Consider the following 20,095-nt stretch of genomic DNA (forward strand, 5'->3'; position numbering starts at 1 on the left):
ATAAGAAACGAAAATACATTATATATAATAAGGTATAAATGAACAAGCTAAGAAAGATTTTCATCCTGCTGCTAGGCGTTATGGCAAGTATGCAGATTCAGGCACAAGATAAGATCGTTAATCCCGACATCTCTTATGCTGGTACACCCCGTACGCTGAAACTGGGTGGCATCAATGTATCAGGTGTGGAAGGATACGAAGACTATGTGCTGACTGGTATCTCCGGACTTACAGTAGGAGATGAGATTACTGTACCTGGAGACGACATCACTACTGCTGTAAAGCGTTACTGGAAGCATGGACTCTTCTCGAAGGTTGCTATTGCTGCCGATTCTATCGTGGGTGAGAAACTCTATCTCCACATCTATCTGGCTGTTCGCCCTCGTATCTCAAACATCAATTACATCGGTTTGAAGAAGAGCGAACGTGAAGACATGGAGCAGAAACTCGGTATGGTGAAGGGTACGCAGGTTACTCCTAATATGCTGGACCGTGCCAAGATTCTTGCCAAGAAATACTTCGACGACAAGGGATTCAAGAATGCCGACATCCAGATTAACCAGCGTGATGACGTGGCTAACAAGGGACAGGTAATCCTTGATGTGATAGTAGACAAGAAGGAAAAGATCAAGGTACACGAGATTACCATCGATGGTAACGAGCAGCTGAGCGACAGGAAGATCAAGGGTGGACTCTTCTCCAAGGGTGCCTTTGCCAAGACTCATGAGGCTGGTAAGTTTGCCACTTTCTTCAAATCCAAGAAGTTTACACCTGAGCGTTGGAAGGAAGATAAGGAGAAACTGATCGAGAAATACTACGAGTACGGTTATCGCGATGCACAGATTCTGGAAGACAGCGTGAGCAACTTTGATGACAAGCATGTAAATGTATATGTCAAGGTTGATGAAGGCAAGAGATATTATCTGAGAAATATCACATGGTCGGGTAATACCGTATACAATACCTTCGATCTGGATCGCATTCTGGGTATGAAGAAGGGTGATGTATATAACCAGAAGTTGCTGAAAAAGCGACTCAATGAGGACGATGATGCGGTTTCCAACCTCTATTATAACAATGGTTACGTGTTCTCCAACATCAATCCTGCCGAAATCAATATCGACGGAGATTCCATCGACCTGGAGATGCGCGTGACAGAAGGACCTCAGGCTTATCTGAGCCATGTACGTATCAACGGTAATACCCGTCTCTATGAGAACGTAGTACGTCGTGAGCTCCGTACCAAGCCAGGTGATCTCTTCTCTAAGGATGCCCTGATGCGTTCGGCACGTGAGTTGGCTTCCATGGGTCACTTCGATGCAGAAAAGGTGGCACCAGACGTAAAGCCTAATCCTGAGGATGGTACTGTAGATGTAAACTGGAACCTGGAGCAGAAGAGTAACGACCAGATTGAATTCTCGCTCGGTTGGGGTCAGACCGGTGTCATCGGACGTGTGGGATTGAAGCTCAACAACTTCTCCATGGCAAACCTCTTCAACAAGAACAAGGAGCACCGTGGTATCATGCCTATCGGTGACGGTGAGGTGCTCAGTATCGGTGCACAGACCAACGGTACCTACTATCAGAGCTACAACGTTAGCTACTCTACCAACTGGTTTGGCGGCAAGCGTCCTATCCAGTTCAGCGTAGGTGCATACTACAGTAAGAGTACCGACGTGTCAAGCAACTATTACAATAGTGCAGCCATGTACAACTATCAGAGTTACTTATATGGCTATGGTTCCAGTTACTATAACAACTACGAGAACTATTACGATCCAGACAAGTACATCCAGATGGTGGGTGTGAGCCTCGGTTGGGGTAAGCGCCTCCGTTGGCCGGATGATTACTTCACCTTGTCTGTGCAGTTGGCTTACCAGCGCTACATGATGAAGAACTGGAGCTATATGTTGATGACCAACGGTAATGCGAACAACTTGAACTTGACTATTGCATTGAACCGTACATCAACCGACAACCAGCTCTTCCCACGTACAGGTTCTGAGTTCGAGGCAAGCGTCAACCTTACTCCACCATGGAGTGCGTTCGACAACAAGGACTACAAGAATCTGGCTAACAACTCTCAGTCTGCCACCTATTCAATGGAGCAGCAGGAGAAGTATCGCTGGATAGAGTATCACAAGTGGAAGTTCAAGTCTAAGACTTATACAGCACTCACAGAGGGGCAGAAGTGCTTCGTATTGATGACCCGTGTAGAACTCGGTTTGCTCGGTGCTTACAACAAGTACAAGAAGAGTCCATTCGAGACCTATTATGTGGGTGGTGACGGTATGAGCGGTTATTCATCATATTATGGTGAGGAAACTATCGGTCTCCGTGGTTATGAGAACGGTTCTGTATCATACGGCCGCAGCACAGGTTACTATGCTTATGCCTACGACCGCTTCTCACTGGAGCTCCGTTATCCATTCCTCCTGGGTAATACCACCATTTATGGTTTGACCTTTGTTGAGGCTGGTAACGCCTGGTATGATACCAAGGACTTCAATCCATTCAGCATGAAGCGTAGTGCCGGTGTGGGTGTTCGTATCTTCCTGCCAATGGTAGGTTTGATGGGTATCGACTGGGCATACGGTTTCGACAAGGTATGGAACGGAAGCCAGTATAAGAAGGGTGGAAGCCAGTTCCACTTCATCTTAGGTCAGGAATTCTAAAGATAAATTTTATGAAGAAAATAGTATTGATGCTGATGATGGCTGTAGCAGCCATCTCAGCACATGCACAGAAATATGCATTGGTAGATATGGAATATATCCTGAAGAATATTCCAGCTTATGAGCGTGCCAACGAGCAGTTGAACCAGGCTAGTCTTCTTTGGCAGGCTGAGGTAGAAGCTCTGAATACGGAGGCTAGCACTCTGTACAAAAACTACCAGAACGAAGTGGTCTTCCTCTCACAGGAGCAGAAGAAGGCTAAGCAGGATGCCATCATGCAGAAAGAGAAAGAGGCAAGCGACCTGAAAAAGAAATATTTCGGGGCTGAAGGCGAGCTCTATAAAAAGCGTGAGGCACTGATGGGACCTATCCAGGAAGAGATTTATAATGCCGTCAAGGAAATCTCAGATTTGCGTGGTTATACACTGGTAATAGACCGTGCCAGCAACAATGGTATCATTTTTGCTTCGCCAAAGGTAGATATTAGCAACGAAGTGCTCCAAAAATTAGGTTATTCCAAATAATAATTGTAAATTTGCAGCCGATAGTGAACGTATGGCGCTTGCAAGGCGGCATGGGAACATGAATTAGAATTAATAATCAAAAAGAAATAAAACAATGAAAAAGCTTATTTTAATGTTGATGCTTTGTGCACCAATGACAATGATGGCACAGAAGTTTGGCAAGGTAAATACACAGCAGATCATGCAGTCTTTGCCAGATGTTGCTAAGGCTAACGGCGAGATGGAAGCTCTCCAGAAGCAGAAGGAGAACGACCTCAAGGCTATGCAGGACGAGTTCCAGCGCAAGGCTGACGAGTACCAGAAGGGTGCCAGCACCATGAACGCTACTGCTAAGCAGCAGAAGGAAACTGAATTGCAGGGTCTTCAGCAGAAGATTCAGCAGGCTTACCAGGATGGTCAGCAGGAGTTGCAGAAGAAGAGCAGCGAGCTCATGCAGCCTATCGTAGCTAAGGTTCGTACTGCTATCGAGGCAGTAGGTAAGGCTGGTAACTATACTTACATCTTCGAGGAAGGTTCTGCTGTTTATACAGGTACCAACGTGGTTGATGTAACCAAGGAGGTTCAGGCTAAGATTAAGTAATCAATCGGTTCATTCGATAGTAAGCTGAGGGCAGGCACAAGTGCCTGCCCTTATTTATCATCCAGTATATTCATATATAATATAATAAGGTATCACGCATCATGAAAAAGAATCTCTTATTTTTGGCTTTCGCTCTCGTTTCGCTCTCGGCTTCTGCCCAGCAGAATCCAACGGTGGGAGCACAACAGGCAACTACTGCAGCCCAGCCGGCATTGCGATTTGGCTACTTCAGTTTTGAGCAGGTTTTTCATACTATGCCTGGCTATGCCATAGCCAAGCATAATATGGACGAACTCCGTGGCAAATACGATGAAGAAACCAAGCGTGTAGAGACCGAATTTAACAGCAAGTATGAGGAATTTCTTGATGGCCAGCGCTCTTATGCCAAGTCTATCTTAGAGAAAAGACAGGCTGAGCTGCGTGAGTTGATGGAGAAGAATATTGCCTTCAAGGCTGAGGCTGCCCGTCTTCTGAAAAAGGCAGAGGAGGAGGCTTATGCTCCATTAAAGGCAAAGATGAATGCTGCCTTACAGCAGATAGGTAAGGAGAACGGATTTGCTTTCATTCTCAATACCGATAACAATGCCACTCCTTATCTGAGTGCTGAGATGGGTGTGGATATTACAGAAGCACTAAAGGAGAAAATGAAATGATGTTGCCATCTAATCCGGGACCTATCGGTATCTTCGATTCGGGCTATGGCGGTCTTACCATCCTGCATGGATTGCGCCAGCTCTTGCCACAGTATGACTATATGTACTTGGGCGACAATGCGCGTGCCCCTTACGGTTCCCGTTCCTTCGAGGTTGTATACAAGTTTACCCGTCAGGCGGTTATCAAACTGTTCTCAATGGGTTGTCATCTGGTTATCCTGGGTTGCAATACGGCATCGGCTAAAGCCCTGCGTTCCATCCAGCAGAGGGATATTCCGGAATTGGATCCGGATCGCCGCGTGCTGGGTATTATCCGGCCAACTGCCGAGGTGATTGGCGAACTCACCAAGAGCCGGCATGTGGGTATTCTTGCCACGGAAGGTACCATCAAGAGTGAGAGCTACAAGATGGAAATAGGTAAGCTGTGGCCAGACATAGAGGTAAATGGTGTGGCTTGTCCTCTGTGGGCTGCCATCGTAGAAGCTAATGAAGCGGATAGTCCCGGTGCTGATTACTTCGTCAAGAAACGCATCGATCAGTTGATGCGCAAGGATGCTGATATTGATACCATCATTCTGGGTTGTACCCATTATCCGCTGCTCATGAGCAGCATCGTGAAGAATATTCCTGACGGGGTGAGGGTTGTACCGCAGGGACAGTATGTGGCAAACAGCCTGAAGGATTATCTGAAACGCCATCCAAACATGGAACAGATGGTTACGAAGGGTGGAACCTGCCAGTATCTGACTACAGAAAGTGAGGAAAAATTTAAAGAGTCTGCGATGATCTTCCTGCATGAGCAGGTAAGTGTTACCCACGTAGACCTGGAATAATTTATAATTTATAATTTATAATTAATAGTTGAGAATTATGCAAGAAACAAGACAAAACCGTATATCAAGACTTCTCCAGAAGGAGTTGAGTCTTATCTTCCAGTCACAGACCCGCATGATGCACGGTGTGATGGTAAGTGTAACAAAGGTAAGAGTAAGTCCGGATCTCAGCATCTGTACTGCATACCTCAGTGTGTTCCCATCAGAGAAGGGTGAGGAGATATTGAAGAATATCAATGCCAACGAGAAGACTATCCGTTTCGACTTGGGTAGAAAGGTGAGAAACCAGTTGCGTATTATTCCTGAGCTCCGCTTCTTCCTGGATGATAGTCTGGACTATCTGGAGCATATCGACGAACTCTTGAAAAAGTAAAAGAGTAAAGAAGTAAAAAGGTAAAAAGACAAATGAATTTTCCATTCTTTATAGCTCGTAGGTATCTTTTCTCAAAGAAGAGCACACACGTTATCAACGTGATCAGTTCTATCTCTGTGATTGGTGTGGCTGTGGCTACGATGGCTTTGGTTATCGTATTGAGCGTGTTTAACGGTTTTCATGACCTGGTGGCATCGCTCTTTACGAGTTTTGATCCACAGCTCAAGGTTGTGCCTGTGGAGGGAAAGACAGCCCCTTCTGATGATCCCATTCTAACCCAGATTCGCTTGCTGCCAGAAGTGGATGTGGCTACGGAAACCGTAGAGGATCAGGCGTTGGCTATCTATCAGGGCAAGCAGGCTATGGTTAAGATTAAGGGTGTGGAAGATAACTTCTCAGAGTTGTCGCACATTACTGATATCTTGTATGGAGACGGCACTTACTCTCTTCATGCGGCAAACCTGGAGTATGGTATCCTGGGTATCAGGCTGGCGCAAACCATGGGTATCGGAGCTCAATGGGATGGTTATCTCAAGATTTATGCTCCAAAGAAAGAAGGACAGTTGGATTTGTCGAATCCAGGAGAGGGCTTTGTTGCCGATTCGCTCAATTCGCCTGGCGTGCTTTTCTCGGTAAGGCAGTCGAAATATGACAAGAACTACATCGTAACCTCCATAGCCTTCGCACGCAATCTCTTCGGACAGCAAGGAATGCTCTCCGATCTGGAAATCCGTTTGAAGGAAGGTAGCAATCTGAATGCCGTCAAGGCTGAGATGCAGAAGATTGCCGGTACCAAGTATAAGGTGCTTGACCGCTTTGAGCAGCAGGAAGATACTTTTAAGATTATGTCAATCGAGAAATTGATGGCATATATCTTCCTGACCTTTATCCTGGTGGTGGCTTGCTTCAATATCATCGGCTCGTTGTCGATGCTCATCATTGACAAGAAGAATGATGTGGTGACGTTGAGGAATCTGGGTGCCAATGATAAGCAGATTACGAGAGTCTTCCTTTTCGAAGGACGTATGATTGCCGTGATTGGTGCCGTGATAGGTATCGGATTGGGATTGTTGCTTTGTCTCTTACAGCAGCAGTATGGTTTCGTTCGCCTGGGTGAATCTGAAGGCTCGTTTATCGTGGATGCTTATCCGGTCAGCGTACATTATACAGATGTGGCTATCATCTTTGTTACGGTCATCGCCGTGGGATGGCTTGCCGTATGGTATCCGGTACGGGCATTGAGTAAAAGACTATTGAGTTAATAGAAAGAAATTTTGTCCTTTGCTGTTTTTAGGCACGGATTACACGGATTTTTTATGACTTTACTTACATTAGCAGCATAAATCCGTGTAATCCGTGCCTTATCTATACCCTAAGCAAGATATTTATGACACCCCCTCTTCTTTTTTATTCTTATTTTTTTCTGATGAGTGTCAAACCATCGCGCAGCGGCAGAATCACCACTTCTACACGGGGGTCGTTGGCAATCAGGTCGTTGAAGGCACGAATGCCCTTGGTCTGATGGTCACGGTCGTAGGCAGGGTCAATAACATGCCCATCCCATAATGTGTTATCTGCAAGGATGTATCCGCCAGGGTTCAGAATCTTCATCACCATTTCGTATGTCTCGATATAGGTGCGCTTGTCGCCATCCACAAAAGCCATGTCGAACATCACTCCCAGCTTGGGCGCTTCTACATTGGCATCTCCGATGCGGAAGTCTATTTTGTCGGCAACATCCGAACCTTCTATCCAGGGACGGGTGAAATCTTCCATCTCGTCGTTGATTTCGAAAGTGTATAACTTGCCACCTTCCTGCAGTCCCTGCGCCAGGCAGATGGCGCTATAGCCGCTGAAAGTGCCTACTTCCAGAATATTTTCAGGACGTATCATCTGTACAAGCATCTTGAGCAGACGACCCTGAATATGACCACTTGCCATACGGCCGTGGATGGTGTGGATATTCGTGGCCCGGTAAAGACGGTATAGATAATCGCCTTCTGGCTCAATATGCTGGCAGATGTATTTGTCGATAAGTTCTGTCTCTGTCATATTATTGATTGGCTATGATTCCTGCAATGGCAAGGTCGTAAGAAGCCAGACCGAAACCGCAGATGACTCCGAGGCAAGCGCAGGAAATATAAGAATGATGACGGAACTCTTCACGTTTGTGCACGTTGGAGATGTGAACCTCAACGCAAGGACATTTCAAACTCCGGATGCAGTCTTGCAAGGCAATACTTGTATGGGTATAGGCACCTGCATTGAGAACTACTCCATCGTAAGAGAATCCCACTTCCTGTAATTTGTTGATAAGCTCACCCTCGATGTTGCTCTGATAGTAATCTATCTCAACATCAGGATATTTAGCCTTTAACTGAGGTAAGTAACTCTCGAAAGAATTGCTGCCATAAATGCCTGGTTCACGAACACCTAAGAGGTTCAGGTTTGGACCATTGATGATTTGTATTTTCATAAACAATCGATTTTTATTTTCTCTAAATCAATATTTTTTTGTATCTTTGCGGCAGAGAGCAGACTCGATGTCTTGAATGAAGAAAAGACAAAGAGCATCAATTCTCTGCTTTCAGATGCAAAGGTAAGAATAAAAATGGAAACAGACAAGAAAATTGGTAATGATTTTATCAGGAATTATATGAGGTACCTCAAGTTGGAGCGCAGCTACTCGCTCAATACGCTTGAGGCATATCGTCATGATCTGCAATTCCTGATAGAATATGGAGAAGAGAATGACAAGTCGCTTCTGGAAATGAGATTGGAAGATTTGGAAACCTTTTCTGCCAGCTTGCATGATAAGAAGATAGGAGCCCGTTCGCAAGCCCGTATTCTGAGTGGCGTGCGTTCTTTCTATCGCTTTCTGGTACTCGATGGTTATATAAAGGATGATCCTACGGAACTCTTGCCTTCTCCTCAGATAGGACAGCACTTGCCTGAGTATCTTTCCGTGGAAGAAGTGGATGCCCTGGAAGGTGCCATTGACTTATCCAAATGGGAAGGACAGCGCAACAAGGCAATTATAGAAACTCTCTTCTCTTGCGGTCTTCGGGTGTCTGAGTTGGTTAACCTCAAGAAAAGTGATGTGTTTGAGGAAGAAAAGTTTATCCGTGTTCTTGGAAAGGGAAGCAAGGAACGACTTGTGCCTATCTCGGGTAAAGCATTGAAGGAAATCAACTTATGGTATATTGACCGGAATCTCATGAAGATAAAACCTGGCGAAGAAGACTATGTGTTCCTGAACCGTAGAGGTGCCCATCTCACACGCACCATGATACTTGTCATGATCAAGCAGACAGCACAGGATGCCGGTATCAAAAAAACGATTTCGCCGCATACTCTGCGACACAGTTTCGCCACAGCTCTGTTGAAGGGAGGGGCTGATCTCAGAGTTATACAGGACTTGCTTGGACATGAGGATATAGGGACGACAGAAGTCTATACTCATATAGAAACTTCCGATCTTCGTGAAGCTATATTGAAACACCATCCACGTAATATCAAGAAGTAAATCGGGCATTCTGAGGAAAATGTAGTCACATGGTCCTCAGAATGCTCGTTTTTTCTATAGAAAATAGCAGAATCTGAAAAAAAATGCGTAACTTTGCAGCCGCAAATAAATGAATATCAATAATTAATAGAAAATAAAGGAGAAAATATGGCATATTTGTTTTCATCAGAATCAGTTTCTGAAGGACATCCAGATAAAATATCTGATCAGATTTCAGACGCATTGCTAGACCAGTTCCTGGCATACGATGACCATTCACACTGTGCAATTGAGACTTTTTGTACTACTGGTCAGGTTGTCATCATGGGCGAGGTGCGTTCTAATGTATACGTAGACTTGCAGACTATAGCACGCAAGACCATCAAGAAGATTGGTTATACCAAGAGCGAATATCAGTTCGATGGTGATTCTTGCGGTATTCTTACTGCTATTCATGAGCAGAGTGATGACATCAACCGCGGCGTAAGTCGTGAGGAAGATGAGAATCAGGGTGCTGGTGACCAGGGTATGATGTTCGGTTATGCTACTAATGAAACCGAAAACTACATGCCTGTATCACTTGACTTGGCACAGCTCATCATGCGAGTACTTGCTGATATCCGTAAGGAAGGCAAGGTGATGACTTATCTTCGTCCAGACTCCAAGAGTCAGGTTACTATCGAGTACTCTGATGATAATATTCCACAGCGCATCGATACTATCGTTGTTTCTACCCAGCATGATGATTTCATCAAGAAGCCAAATGGTGAGGACGATGACGAGGCTATGTTGGCAAAGATTCGTGAGGATGTACTCAATATCTTGATTCCACGTGTCAAGACTCACTTGAGCGATAAGGTGTTGGCTCTCTTCAACGATGATATCAAATATTTTGTAAACCCAACCGGTAAGTTCGTTATTGGTGGCCCTCATGGAGATACAGGTCTTACAGGTCGTAAGATTATCGTAGATACTTATGGCGGTAAGGGTGCTCATGGTGGTGGTGCCTTCTCAGGTAAGGACTCTAGTAAGGTAGACCGTTCTGCTGCTTATGCAGCTCGTTATATCGCCAAGAATATGGTAGCAGCTGGTGTTGCAGACGAAATGTTGGTACAGGTAAGTTATGCTATCGGCGTGGCAGAACCTGTAAGCATCTATGTGAACACTTATGGCAGAAGTCATGTGAATATGACAGATGGTGAAATCGCCAAGAAGATTGCCGAGATGTTCGACCTCCGTCCAAAGGCTATTGAGCGCCAATTGAAATTGCGCCAGCCAATGTTCTTTGAGACTGCTGCTTATGGTCACATGGGACGTAAGAACGAAGTTGTAGAGAAAACCTTCACCAGCCGTTATCATGAAGCAAAGACCATGAAGGTTGAACTCTTCACATGGGAGAAGCTTGACAAGGTAAACGAAATAAAGAAAGCATTCGGACTATAAGGAAAGGATAAATATAAAGAATGGTGCAACAAGCAGATTCGATATTGACAGCAGAAACAGCACTTGAGGCTGCAGAACAGCAGCAGGTGCAGAAGCAACATGGCAGCCAACTCACACCCAAACAGGTGTTGAGTTGGCTGCCAAAGAATGCAACCCCTGCTCAGCAAGACTCAATGATACGCGCGCACATTAAACCTAGTGAAATACACTGGAGCGAAATGCCCGACACGTTGCATCTACCAGGACATAAACCAGGAAAGAGTTTTCGAGATGTCAGTTTACCACAGTATTATCGCGAATCATTCTTTTCTAAGGATTCATTGTTTCACCCAGAACTGAAAGGTGGTCGATTAGGTGTTGCGGGAGATCCTGTACCCTATACGGTGGCAGGAGATAATTTCATTACCTCGCTCTTGTTGCTCTGTTTTGTGATGGCTTGTGTGGCATTCGCTAAAACCAAGCAACTCATTCTGCGACAGGCAAAGACTTTCTTCCGTACCCCATCGTTGGGAACAACTGAGATATCGGAGACAAGTAATGAAATCAGATTTCAGTTCTTCTTCGTATTGCAGACGTGTCTCCTGATAGCTATAGGATATTTCATCTATTCCAAGGCTTCTATCAGCGATACTTTTACCATCGAGCAATATCAGGTGATAAGTATATATGCGGGATGCGTGGGAGGATATTTCCTAATGAAGGCAATCCTCTATAGCATATCGGGTTGGGTGTTCTTTGATAAGAAAAAAAATGTACAATGGCTTAAGGCTTACCTCTTTCTGATATCCTGTGAAGGGGTGGCTTTGTTCCCTATGGTGATGCTGCTGTCGTATTTCGATTTTTCGCTTCAGGTGGCAGTCATTTATACGCTAGTAGTACTAGGAATAGTTAAAATATTATCGTTTTACAAGACATATCTAATCTTTTTTAAAAGAAATGGTGTGTTTTTGCAAATATTTTTGTACTTTTGTGCCCTCGAAGTGGTACCGTTGTTTGCCCTATGGGGTGGACTCGTATTGATAAGTCATTATCTGAAAATAAACTTTTAAGACAAAATGGTAAAGAAGATTTTAGTTTCTCAACCCAAACCAGCAAGTGAGAAGTCTCCTTATTTTGATATTGAAAAGGAATTCGGCGTGGAATGTGTTTTCCGCCCATTCTTTAAGGTTGAGGGACTTACAGCTAAGGAATTCCGTCAGCAGAAGATTAATCTGTTAGACTATACTGCCGTGGTATTTACTTCACGCCATGCAGTAGACAACTATTTTAAGTTGGCAAAAGAAATGCGCATTACCATCCCTGAAGACATGAAATACTTTTGTGTCATCGAGACGATTGCGCTCTACATCCAGAAGTACGTGCAGTATCGTAAGCGCAAGGTTTTCTTTGGCGATACAGGTAAGATTGACGGTTTGATGGCACAGATGGCTCGTCATAAGACCGAAAAGTATCTTGTTCCATTGAGCTGCGTTCATAATGATGATATCAAGGACTTGCTTGATGAGAAGAAGTTGAAGCACACAGAGTGTGTGATGTATCGTACTGTAAGTAATGATTTTACTGAAGAGGAGATAAAGAACTTCGACTATGACATGATGGTTTTCTTCAGTCCAACAGGTGTAAAGGCTCTCAAGAAGAATTTCCCTAAGTTTGAACAGGGCAATATAGCCTTGGCTGCTTTTGGACCAGCTACAGCCAAGACTGTGGCAGATGAAAATCTCCGCCTTGACTTGGAGGCTCCTACCAAGGAATTCCCTTCTATGACAGGAGCGCTGAAGGATTATCTGAAACGTCATAATAAATAGATTATTAGAGAATTGTAAATATGTCGGATCAAGGAATATACACATTCGGAAAAAACGAGCATCTATGCAAGCATCTGCTGATAGATTTGCTCTTTAAGGGACATGCCAAGGCTATGACGGCATGGCCTATACGAATGGTATATTTACTGGTAGACAAAAAGGAAGAGCAGGAGCAGTCGGTGCAGGTACTGATCAGTGTTTCCAAACGCTTTTTTAAGCGAGCTGTTAAACGTAATAGAGTGAAGCGACAAATTCGTGAGGCTTTCCGCTATAACAAGATGGCTTTGGAAGAACAGATGAAGGAACTGTCGGGTAAGCAATTGCTTGTGGCTTTCATTTGGCAAGATGGAAAATTGCATGAATCGGCTGAAATCAATGCCAAGATGCATCAGCAGATGAAGCGATTGGTTGAGAAATTGCAAAATGAAACGGGAGTGAAGAAATCATCTTGTGCTGAGCCTGGTTTATGAGAAAGTTGTTGCATTCTTTAATGCTTGGTATTAAAAAAGCATTGATGTGGGGATTGTTGCTACCAATCATCTTCTATCAGAAGTGCATAACCCCTTATACGCCACCATCGTGCCGCTTTCAGCCCACTTGCTCAGAATATGCGAGACAAGCCATTCTGAAGCATGGTCCTTTCAAAGGACTTGCTTTGGCTATATGGCGTATCTTGAGATGCAACCCTTGGGGTGGTTCGGGCTATGACCCCGTGCCGTAAGTTTCCGACTTTATCGTTGGGCCCCATATACATATTATATAATATATAAAGAAATCACATTCGATGGCAAAAAATTTTGTTGAAGAATTGAAATGGCGTGGTATGCTGGCGCAGATTATGCCAGGTACTGAGGAATACCTTAACACCCACATGGTGTCTGCCTATCTCGGAACAGACCCTACTGCAGACTCTCTGCACATCGGTCACCTTTGCGGTATCATGATGTTGCGTCACTTGCAGCGTTGTGGTCACAAACCTTATCTCCTCGTTGGAGGTGCTACAGGTATGATTGGCGACCCTTCTGGCAAAAGCCAGGAGCGTAATCTTCTCGACTCTGAGACTCTCTATCATAACCAGGAAGCTATCAAGAAGCAGGTTTCTAAGTTCCTTGATTTTGATGGTAATGAGCCTAACAAGGCTGAGTTGGTAAACAACTACGACTGGATGAAGGACTTCACCTTCCTTGACTTTGCTCGCGTGGTAGGTAAGCACATCACAGTAAACTATATGATGGCGAAGGATAGCGTGCAGAAGCGTTTGAATGGTGAGGCTCGTGACGGCTTGTCTTTCACGGAGTTCACCTATCAGTTGCTTCAGGGCTACGACTTCCTCTATCAGTATGAGAAGTATGGCGTGCGCCTCCAGTTGGGTGGTAACGACCAGTGGGGTAACATGACTACCGGTACAGAGCTGATTCACCGTACATTGGGTAACGACGCAGAGTGCTTCTGCCTCACTTGCCCATTGATTACCAAGGCAGACGGCAAGAAGTTCGGTAAGACAGAGAGCGGTAACATCTGGTTGGATCGCAACCGTACTACTCCTTATGCTTTCTACCAGTTCTGGTTGAACGTAAGCGATGACGACGCTGAGAAGTATATCAAGATCTTTACCGACCTTGATAAGGAGACTATCGATGCCCTCGTAGAGGAGCACAAGCAGGATCCAGGTCGCCGTGTACTCCAGAAGCGTCTGGCTGAGGAGGTTACCGTGATGGTTCACTCTCAGGAGGACTTGGATATGGCTATCGCAGCCAGCAACATCCTCTTCGGTAAGGCTACCAAGGAGAACTTGGCACAGCTCGATGAGGCTACATTGAACGATGTTTTCGCTAATGTACCTCACTACGACCTCGACAAGAACTTGCTCGGTGGTACAGCTGTTGACCTCTTTAACCAGGAAGGTATGCAGATTTTCCCAAGTAAGAGCGAGATGCGTAAGCTCGTTAAGGGTGGTGGTGTTTCACTCAACAAGGAGAAACTCGCAGCTTTCGACCAGGTAATCACTGCTGATGACCTGATTGACGGCAAGTATCTTTTGGTTCAGAAAGGTAAGAAGAACTACTTCTTGATTACCGTTAAGTAATCGTTAAAAGTATTGAAAATATTTGGTAGTGGAGAAAAATTCCACTACCTTTGTAGCCGATTTGCTTGTCCTATGGTGTAATGGTAGCACTACAGTTTTTGGTTCTGTCAGTGGTGGTTCGAATCCGCCTGGGACAACAGGTCATGAATAATCCTTCAAGTCTTTGCGGATTTGGAGGGTTATTTTGTTATATAAGAGTTTAGTTTAGGTAGAAAAGGTTTATGCAAGAGATAGACTTGATATTTCAGCAACATTATCGTCCACTATGTCTTTATGCCACTCATTATCTGCATGATATCGATGAGGCTGAAGATGTAGTGCAGGATTGTTTTGTGAAATTGATAAGCAGGAGCATCATGCCGGAAAACATCAAGGCTTTCTTATATACCTCTGTGCGCAATGCCTGCATCGACCGGTTGCGCCGCCAGTATCCGATAGATACGGAGATTTCTCCTTCTGACTTGAGCGGCACAATCTCTGATAATCAGGCGCAGGAAAGTTCTTTCCGGGAGGCGGAACTGTGGACGGCTATCGAGCTATTACCCGAACGATGCAGGGAAATCTTCCTGATGAGCAAGCGTGATGGCATGACTTATCGGGAGATTGCCGAGGAACTGGACCTGTCGGAAAAGACCGTGGAGCATCAGATTTCCAAGGCTTTAAAGACCTTGCGAGGCAAGAAAGAGGATTTTCTTGCAGATTTTTTCTATATTTTACCTTTCATCCATGGGGGTATTCTGTAATTTTTGCGTTATAGCAATAAAAGAATGAATAAAAGTACAGTTATGAAAGGTAAAGAGATTATTTTTGCGCTCTCAATTCTGGCCTTGCCAACACCAACGTTGGCAGGCACGCCGAAGATGATGGTGGAGGCTCAGACTTCTACCACCATCCGTCAGCAGATGGATTGGCTGCACCGTATTAGGAAAATCAACTTCGTCTATGATTCATCGCTTGATGGGGAATTGAACATCAAGTATCATGGACCAGATATCCAGCATCTTTCGGTGAAGAAGGCACTGAAGGCGCTTTTCGAGAAAACTCATATTCTATATACTATCAATGCGAACTATGTGATATTGAAGCGAAAACCCGTACAACAAATATCAACATCTTACACGAATATCAATCACAAAGTTCAGCAGGTTCAGCGTCGCCACACTCTCAGCGGATATGTCCGTGATGAGAGTGGCGAATCGCTGATTAATGCCACCATTTATGATTTGACGGATGGCATCGGCACAACCACCAATGAGTATGGTTTCTTTTCGCTTACCCTGCCAGAAGGCGAGCATCAGCTTCGCTTTTCGTATGTGGGCTATGCCGACAAGGTGGAGAAAGTGAATCTCTCGAAAGATATGCATCATAATATGGCGCTCTGTGTTGATGCTAAACTGCCTGAGGTGGTGGTAGATGGCGACTTGAACTCTCCGCTTCTGACCACACAAACCGGCAAGCACTCCTTTTCGAACAAGGATATCAAGACCGAGTTTGCCCTGATGTCTTCACCGGATGTGGTGAAGACCCTGCAGCGTGTGAGTGGAGTGGCAGAAGGACAGGAGTTGGCAAGCGGACTCTATGTGCATGGCGGCAATGGTGATGAGAACCTTTATCTGATAGATGGTACTCCGCTTTATGATACGAATCATGCGCTGGGGCTTTTCTCCAGTTTCAATGCCGATGTGGTGAAAAACGTGGATTTCTACAAGAGCGGCTTTCCTGCACGATATGGTGGAAGATTGTCGTCGGTGGTGGATGTGCGTACTGCCGATGGAAACATGAATCAGTTTCATGGTGCCTATCGCATCGGACTGCTCGATGCCAGCGTGCAGTTTGAAGGACCTATCCAGAAAGGCAAGACCTCTTATAATATAGGTATGCGCCGTTCCTGGTTGGATCTGCTGTCCCGTCCCTTGACCAAGGCTTTCTCTGAGCCTGACGATAAACTTTCGATAGGTTATTACTTCATGGACTTGAATGCCAAGGTAACCCATCGTTTCAACGACCGTTCGAAAATAGACTTGAGTCTCTATCACGGAAAAGACAGTTGGGACGTGAAGGATGATTATGATGAAAGTAAGGCGGATGGGTATCAACCCAACCAAAGCTATGACAAGGGCTTGACGAAGTCGCAGCTGGATTGGGGAAACTTTAATGTTGCACTCAACTGGAACTACCTGTTCTCTCCGAAACTCTTTTCAAACATTACAGCGGTGTATTCCCATAATCGTTCCAAGTTGTATTCCTTTGATGATGAGCGTTACATCAATCCTTCGGGAGAGAATGCCACTTCTGTCACTCACTTGGAGCATGGTTATACCTCAACGATTTATGATGCGGGCTATCGTCTGGCATTCGATTACCGTCCGAACCCTCGTCATCATTTCCGTTTTGGAAGCGACTATACGATGCATCTCTTTCGCCCCCAGACAGCTATGCAATTGGATTATACTGGATATGAGGGAAATGCATCAGCCCAAGTTGATACCATCCGAATGAATAGTAGTAATCGTCATGTGGCGCATGAGTGGACGGTATACGCAGAGGATGAAATCAATATCAACCGCAACTGGAGTATGAATGTTGGCTTCAATATGGGCCTTTTTCATATCAGTAATAAGAACTTCTTGAATATCGACCCACGTTTTGCCCTGAAATATCAACTGAGCAATGAGGTGTCGCTGAAGGCTTCCTTTACTCAGATGACCCAGTATGTGCATAAGGTCTCTAACAGCTACTTGTCCTTGCCTACGGATTATTGGGTACCGACTACCCGAAATCTGAAGCCAATGCGTTCTTATCAGTTTGCGGCAGGAATCTATGCCCAGCCCAACCGCCATTGGATTCTGTCGCTCGAAGGGTATTACAAGTTGTCCAAGCATCTGCTTCAATACAGCAGTTGGGTAGGCATAGAGCCGTCTGCTGAGCATTGGGATTCGCAAGTGATGGATGGCAAGGGGCTCTTCTATGGTGTTGAGGCTGATGCCACTTATCGCACCAATCATCTGACTTTGAGTGGTTCTTATACGCTCTCTTGGAACAAGCGAAAGTATGATGACTTCTATCAGGATTGGTATTACGACAAGTTTGACAACCGCCATAAGTTGAATCTGTCCTTGCGGTATGCGTTTAACAAGAAGGTGAGTTGCTTTGCGGTCTGGAACTATCATACGGGCAATCATGCCACGGTGCCAACCCAGTTGGCGGCATTGCCAAGCTTGCCAGATCAAGAAGGCAAGTATTACGGGAAATGGTGGAATTCCGCCTCTTATGTCTATGCCATCCCCAATAATTTGACGCTTCCAGCTTATCATCGCTTGGACTTGGGATTCGATTTCCGTCATGTCACCAAGCATGGACATGAGCGCATTTGGAATTTGAGCATCTATAATGCTTATTGCCATCTCAACTCGATGTACGTCAAGGTGGACTATAATGGGGTTACGCAGCAGTTTGAGGCGAAAAACAAGGGATTTATTCCAATAATACCTTCATTTAGCTATACTATCAAGTTTTAAAACAAAAGAAATTTCATTGGATATGAATACAAATCATAGAAGAATAAAAATCAATGTAAGTTGGAGATGGGGACTGTTCTTCTTTTTGATGAGTTTGGTCTTTTCTTCTTGCATAGATGATTTTGATGTAAAGAAGCTGCAAGATACTCCCCGATTGGTACTTTATTGTTTTCCTACGGAGGGAGACACCACACTTATTGTTGTAACGAAAAGCTTGCCCGTTTCTTCGTTCAAAGGAGATATAGATACCCAATCACGCTTGCCCGTGGATGCAAGTGTCGTATATAAGGTAAATGGGATGCCACAGGAGGTGAAACGTATCGAAAACATAAAGGAAGCGCAGTCCTTTTCTCAAGTTTCCGATAGTTGGTTTCTTTCTACTCTAATAGGACAGTATTATGCCGTAGGAAAGCAGAAGGCAGGAGATAAGATTGAGGTCCAGGTGTCGGCAGATGGTCTCTCCGAGATTTCTGCTTCGACTTCCATTCCTGAGAAGGTTGATGTAAATATAGGTGACATCCACTTGCAAGAGAAATCGTCGGATCATGATATTTATTTCTCGGTAGATAAGTTGGAAGCGACTTTTAGTGACCCTGCTTCAACCACGGATTATTATTCTGTGAAGGTAACTCGCAAGCAGAAATATGGAAACTTGAAAGGTGTTCCCAAAGAAGGCAATAGATGGCAACATGATGTTTATGTTAATAATTACCAAGCTTATCTTAATTATTTGGGTAGGGAGGATGAATATGAATGGTGTTTTGATAGTTTGGCATCAAATATCGTTTGGCCTGAGATGGTGACCACCAGTGAGCCATTGATTAACAAGAAGTCAGAGTTGGATTATGATTTCGGCTTTGACGAATACAAATACTTTGATGATGTTTATATTTTCAATGACCGGACGATAAATGGACAGACCTATACAATGCATTTGGAAGTGAACAGTAATGATTCTTATTGGCACACGTATGATGGTTGGGACCGTTTGTTTGGCTTTACTTATAATGTACAACTTTGCAAGTTACTCCAGAGTACTATCGCTTCTTGAAGAGCATTAACGATGCGCAGAGCAATAGTTGGGCGGACGCTGGATTGATGCAGGTGACACCTACTTATTCGAACGTAAAAGGTGGTTTCGGTGTAGTGGCAGGATTTAATGTCTGTGAAGCTTCGAAGTATATCGCCCCATTGCCATCGGAACCATCGGATAATCAAGGCGGAATATATACCAAATAAAAAAGGTGAGGAGTATGAAAAGAAGTCTTTTTATCATTTTAGGTACCTTGTGCTTTGTCATTGCCGGCAAGGCACAAGGTTCTGATGTTTCTGTTCAGAAGAAGAATACGGGTTATTGTATCTTGAATGATACCGTGAAAGCGGTGAAGGATTCTATGACTTTTGAACAGCGTGTGGAGATGATCAATCGCATGAAGCGAAAGCAGGATACCAAACTGCTGCGCTTTGAGGCTGGTATTACGGGCGGATTCTGTGATGCCAATGAAAGTAGCTATATGGTTGAGTTGACATTTGCCTATTATCCCTTGACCTATGCCGGTGTTTCCTGTGGAATAGAATGGAACGACAACCATGGGGATAGGCCCTTGATAGAACGTTATGAGGATGATGAATATGATCCGAAGAGGGTGATTAAAATCAACCTGACACCAGGCTTGGCTTTTCGTACTCCTACCTTGTGGTTGAGCAAGCGTCGTTCTGCGGGCTTGATGCTGCATTGCGAGCCGGGACTCTGCATCACGCCATTTTGTAATGATAAGGTGAAGTTTACCGAAATCAAGGACGCTCAAGGTGTGGGGCATCCTGCTTCTTATACAGATGAACTTTATGGCAATGTGACTACCCGGACCGTGAGGAATCATGGCGGAAAATGGCTGGCTTGGCGCATCAAGTCGGCTTTGACCTTCCGTTCGGGCGATGTATTTCTGTCTTTGGGATGGCTGACAAGCGACTTCAATATCGAAAATGGCAGAAACAATATCCGCTATACGAAGGGTAAGCGATATAATGGCATCGAGAAGTATAAGCATACCAATACGCTCTTTGCATCTATTACAGGACAATTTTAAAGGAAGAAAGGAA

Annotated in this window: 21 protein-coding genes and 1 tRNA gene; 20 read left to right on the forward strand and 2 right to left on the reverse strand. The window is 44.7% G+C overall.

The window, feature by feature from the left end:
- Nucleotides 1-38: 38 nt before the first annotated feature.
- The 7 genes from F7D73_RS01615 (at nt 39) to F7D73_RS01645 (ending at nt 6,900) form a co-directional block, all read left to right on the forward strand.
- Complete coding sequence (locus tag F7D73_RS01615) at nt 39-2,675, forward strand: BamA/OMP85 family outer membrane protein (protein ID WP_153121990.1); 2,637 nt, start codon at nt 39-41, stop codon at nt 2,673-2,675.
- Between the two features lie 11 nt (nt 2,676-2,686).
- Nucleotides 2,687-3,199, forward strand: a complete 513-nt coding sequence (locus F7D73_RS01620) for an OmpH family outer membrane protein (RefSeq protein WP_153121991.1) — start codon at nt 2,687-2,689, stop codon at nt 3,197-3,199.
- A gap of 94 nt (nt 3,200-3,293) precedes the next feature.
- Nucleotides 3,294-3,779, forward strand: a complete 486-nt coding sequence (locus tag F7D73_RS01625) for an OmpH family outer membrane protein (protein ID WP_153121992.1) — start codon at nt 3,294-3,296, stop codon at nt 3,777-3,779.
- A 101-nt stretch (nt 3,780-3,880) separates the two neighbouring features.
- Nucleotides 3,881-4,432 (forward strand): OmpH family outer membrane protein, encoded by a 552-nt coding sequence (locus F7D73_RS01630; protein ID WP_153121993.1) that lies wholly within the window; start codon nt 3,881-3,883, stop codon nt 4,430-4,432.
- Nucleotides 4,429-5,265 carry a glutamate racemase gene (gene murI / locus F7D73_RS01635; protein WP_153121994.1) on the forward strand — a complete coding sequence of 279 codons (837 nt, stop codon included), beginning with the start codon at nt 4,429-4,431 and terminating at the stop codon, nt 5,263-5,265. Before F7D73_RS01630 ends, murI begins: the two co-directional genes overlap by 4 nt.
- 37 nt (nt 5,266-5,302) lie before the next feature.
- Complete coding sequence (rbfA, locus tag F7D73_RS01640) at nt 5,303-5,638, forward strand: 30S ribosome-binding factor RbfA (RefSeq protein ID WP_153121995.1); 336 nt, start codon at nt 5,303-5,305, stop codon at nt 5,636-5,638.
- Nucleotides 5,639-5,670: 32 nt separating this feature from the next.
- Complete coding sequence (locus F7D73_RS01645) at nt 5,671-6,900, forward strand: FtsX-like permease family protein (RefSeq protein WP_153121996.1); 1,230 nt, start codon at nt 5,671-5,673, stop codon at nt 6,898-6,900.
- 151 nt (nt 6,901-7,051) lie between these two features.
- On the opposite strand, the gene F7D73_RS01650 is transcribed toward F7D73_RS01645, so the two are convergent.
- Together F7D73_RS01650 and aroQ are read right to left on the reverse strand one after the other, a co-directional pair.
- Nucleotides 7,052-7,690, reverse strand: a complete 639-nt coding sequence (locus tag F7D73_RS01650) for an O-methyltransferase (protein ID WP_153121997.1) — start codon at nt 7,688-7,690, stop codon at nt 7,052-7,054.
- 1 nt (nt 7,691) lies between these two features.
- On the reverse strand, nt 7,692-8,114 hold the full coding sequence (gene aroQ, locus F7D73_RS01655; RefSeq protein WP_153121998.1) for a type II 3-dehydroquinate dehydratase: 423 nt from the start codon (nt 8,112-8,114) through the stop codon (nt 7,692-7,694).
- Nucleotides 8,115-8,249: 135 nt separating this feature from the next.
- Here aroQ and xerA point away from each other — a divergent pair, with 135 nt between their 5' ends.
- From xerA to F7D73_RS01720, 13 genes are all read left to right on the forward strand, one after another.
- The gene (gene xerA / locus F7D73_RS01660; protein WP_153121999.1) at nt 8,250-9,164 is read left to right on the forward strand and encodes a site-specific tyrosine recombinase/integron integrase; all 915 of its coding nucleotides are present in this window, start codon (nt 8,250-8,252) and stop codon (nt 9,162-9,164) included.
- A gap of 147 nt (nt 9,165-9,311) precedes the next feature.
- Nucleotides 9,312-10,586, forward strand: coding sequence for a methionine adenosyltransferase (metK, locus tag F7D73_RS01665; protein WP_153122000.1), 1,275 nt, complete (start codon nt 9,312-9,314; stop codon nt 10,584-10,586).
- Between the two features lie 20 nt (nt 10,587-10,606).
- Nucleotides 10,607-11,635 (forward strand): DUF4271 domain-containing protein, encoded by a 1,029-nt coding sequence (locus tag F7D73_RS01670; protein ID WP_153122001.1) that lies wholly within the window; start codon nt 10,607-10,609, stop codon nt 11,633-11,635.
- Nucleotides 11,636-11,641: 6 nt separating this feature from the next.
- Nucleotides 11,642-12,391, forward strand: coding sequence for a uroporphyrinogen-III synthase (locus F7D73_RS01675; RefSeq protein ID WP_153122002.1), 750 nt, complete (start codon nt 11,642-11,644; stop codon nt 12,389-12,391).
- Between the two features lie 20 nt (nt 12,392-12,411).
- On the forward strand, nt 12,412-12,861 hold the full coding sequence (rnpA, locus tag F7D73_RS01680) for a ribonuclease P protein component (protein ID WP_153122003.1): 450 nt from the start codon (nt 12,412-12,414) through the stop codon (nt 12,859-12,861).
- Nucleotides 12,858-13,112, forward strand: coding sequence for a membrane protein insertion efficiency factor YidD (gene yidD / locus F7D73_RS01685; protein ID WP_153122004.1), 255 nt, complete (start codon nt 12,858-12,860; stop codon nt 13,110-13,112). Before rnpA ends, yidD begins: the two co-directional genes overlap by 4 nt.
- A 63-nt stretch (nt 13,113-13,175) precedes the next feature.
- Nucleotides 13,176-14,477, forward strand: a complete 1,302-nt coding sequence (tyrS, locus tag F7D73_RS01690; protein WP_153122005.1) for a tyrosine--tRNA ligase — start codon at nt 13,176-13,178, stop codon at nt 14,475-14,477.
- Nucleotides 14,478-14,543: 66 nt separating this feature from the next.
- Nucleotides 14,544-14,614 (forward strand) — tRNA-Gln (locus F7D73_RS01695).
- A gap of 84 nt (nt 14,615-14,698) precedes the next feature.
- Nucleotides 14,699-15,220: an RNA polymerase sigma-70 factor gene (locus tag F7D73_RS01700; RefSeq protein WP_153122006.1), complete on the forward strand. Its 522-nt coding sequence runs from the start codon at nt 14,699-14,701 to the stop codon at nt 15,218-15,220.
- Between the two features lie 24 nt (nt 15,221-15,244).
- Nucleotides 15,245-17,995, forward strand: a complete 2,751-nt coding sequence (locus tag F7D73_RS01705; RefSeq protein ID WP_228117601.1) for a TonB-dependent receptor — start codon at nt 15,245-15,247, stop codon at nt 17,993-17,995.
- A gap of 22 nt (nt 17,996-18,017) precedes the next feature.
- Nucleotides 18,018-19,046: a DUF4249 family protein gene (locus F7D73_RS01710; RefSeq protein WP_153122007.1), complete on the forward strand. Its 1,029-nt coding sequence runs from the start codon at nt 18,018-18,020 to the stop codon at nt 19,044-19,046.
- A complete protein-coding gene (locus tag F7D73_RS16300; protein ID WP_153122008.1) occupies nt 19,013-19,234 on the forward strand; it encodes a DUF4249 family protein in 222 nt (73 codons plus the stop codon). The genes F7D73_RS01710 and F7D73_RS16300 overlap by 34 nt, the downstream gene beginning before the upstream one ends.
- Before the next feature lie 14 nt (nt 19,235-19,248).
- Nucleotides 19,249-20,082: a hypothetical protein gene (locus F7D73_RS01720; RefSeq protein ID WP_153122009.1), complete on the forward strand. Its 834-nt coding sequence runs from the start codon at nt 19,249-19,251 to the stop codon at nt 20,080-20,082.
- Nucleotides 20,083-20,095 lie beyond the last annotated feature (13 nt).

Origin of the sequence: Segatella copri (genome assembly GCF_009494395.1) — a bacterium.
Taxonomy (GTDB): domain Bacteria; phylum Bacteroidota; class Bacteroidia; order Bacteroidales; family Bacteroidaceae; genus Prevotella.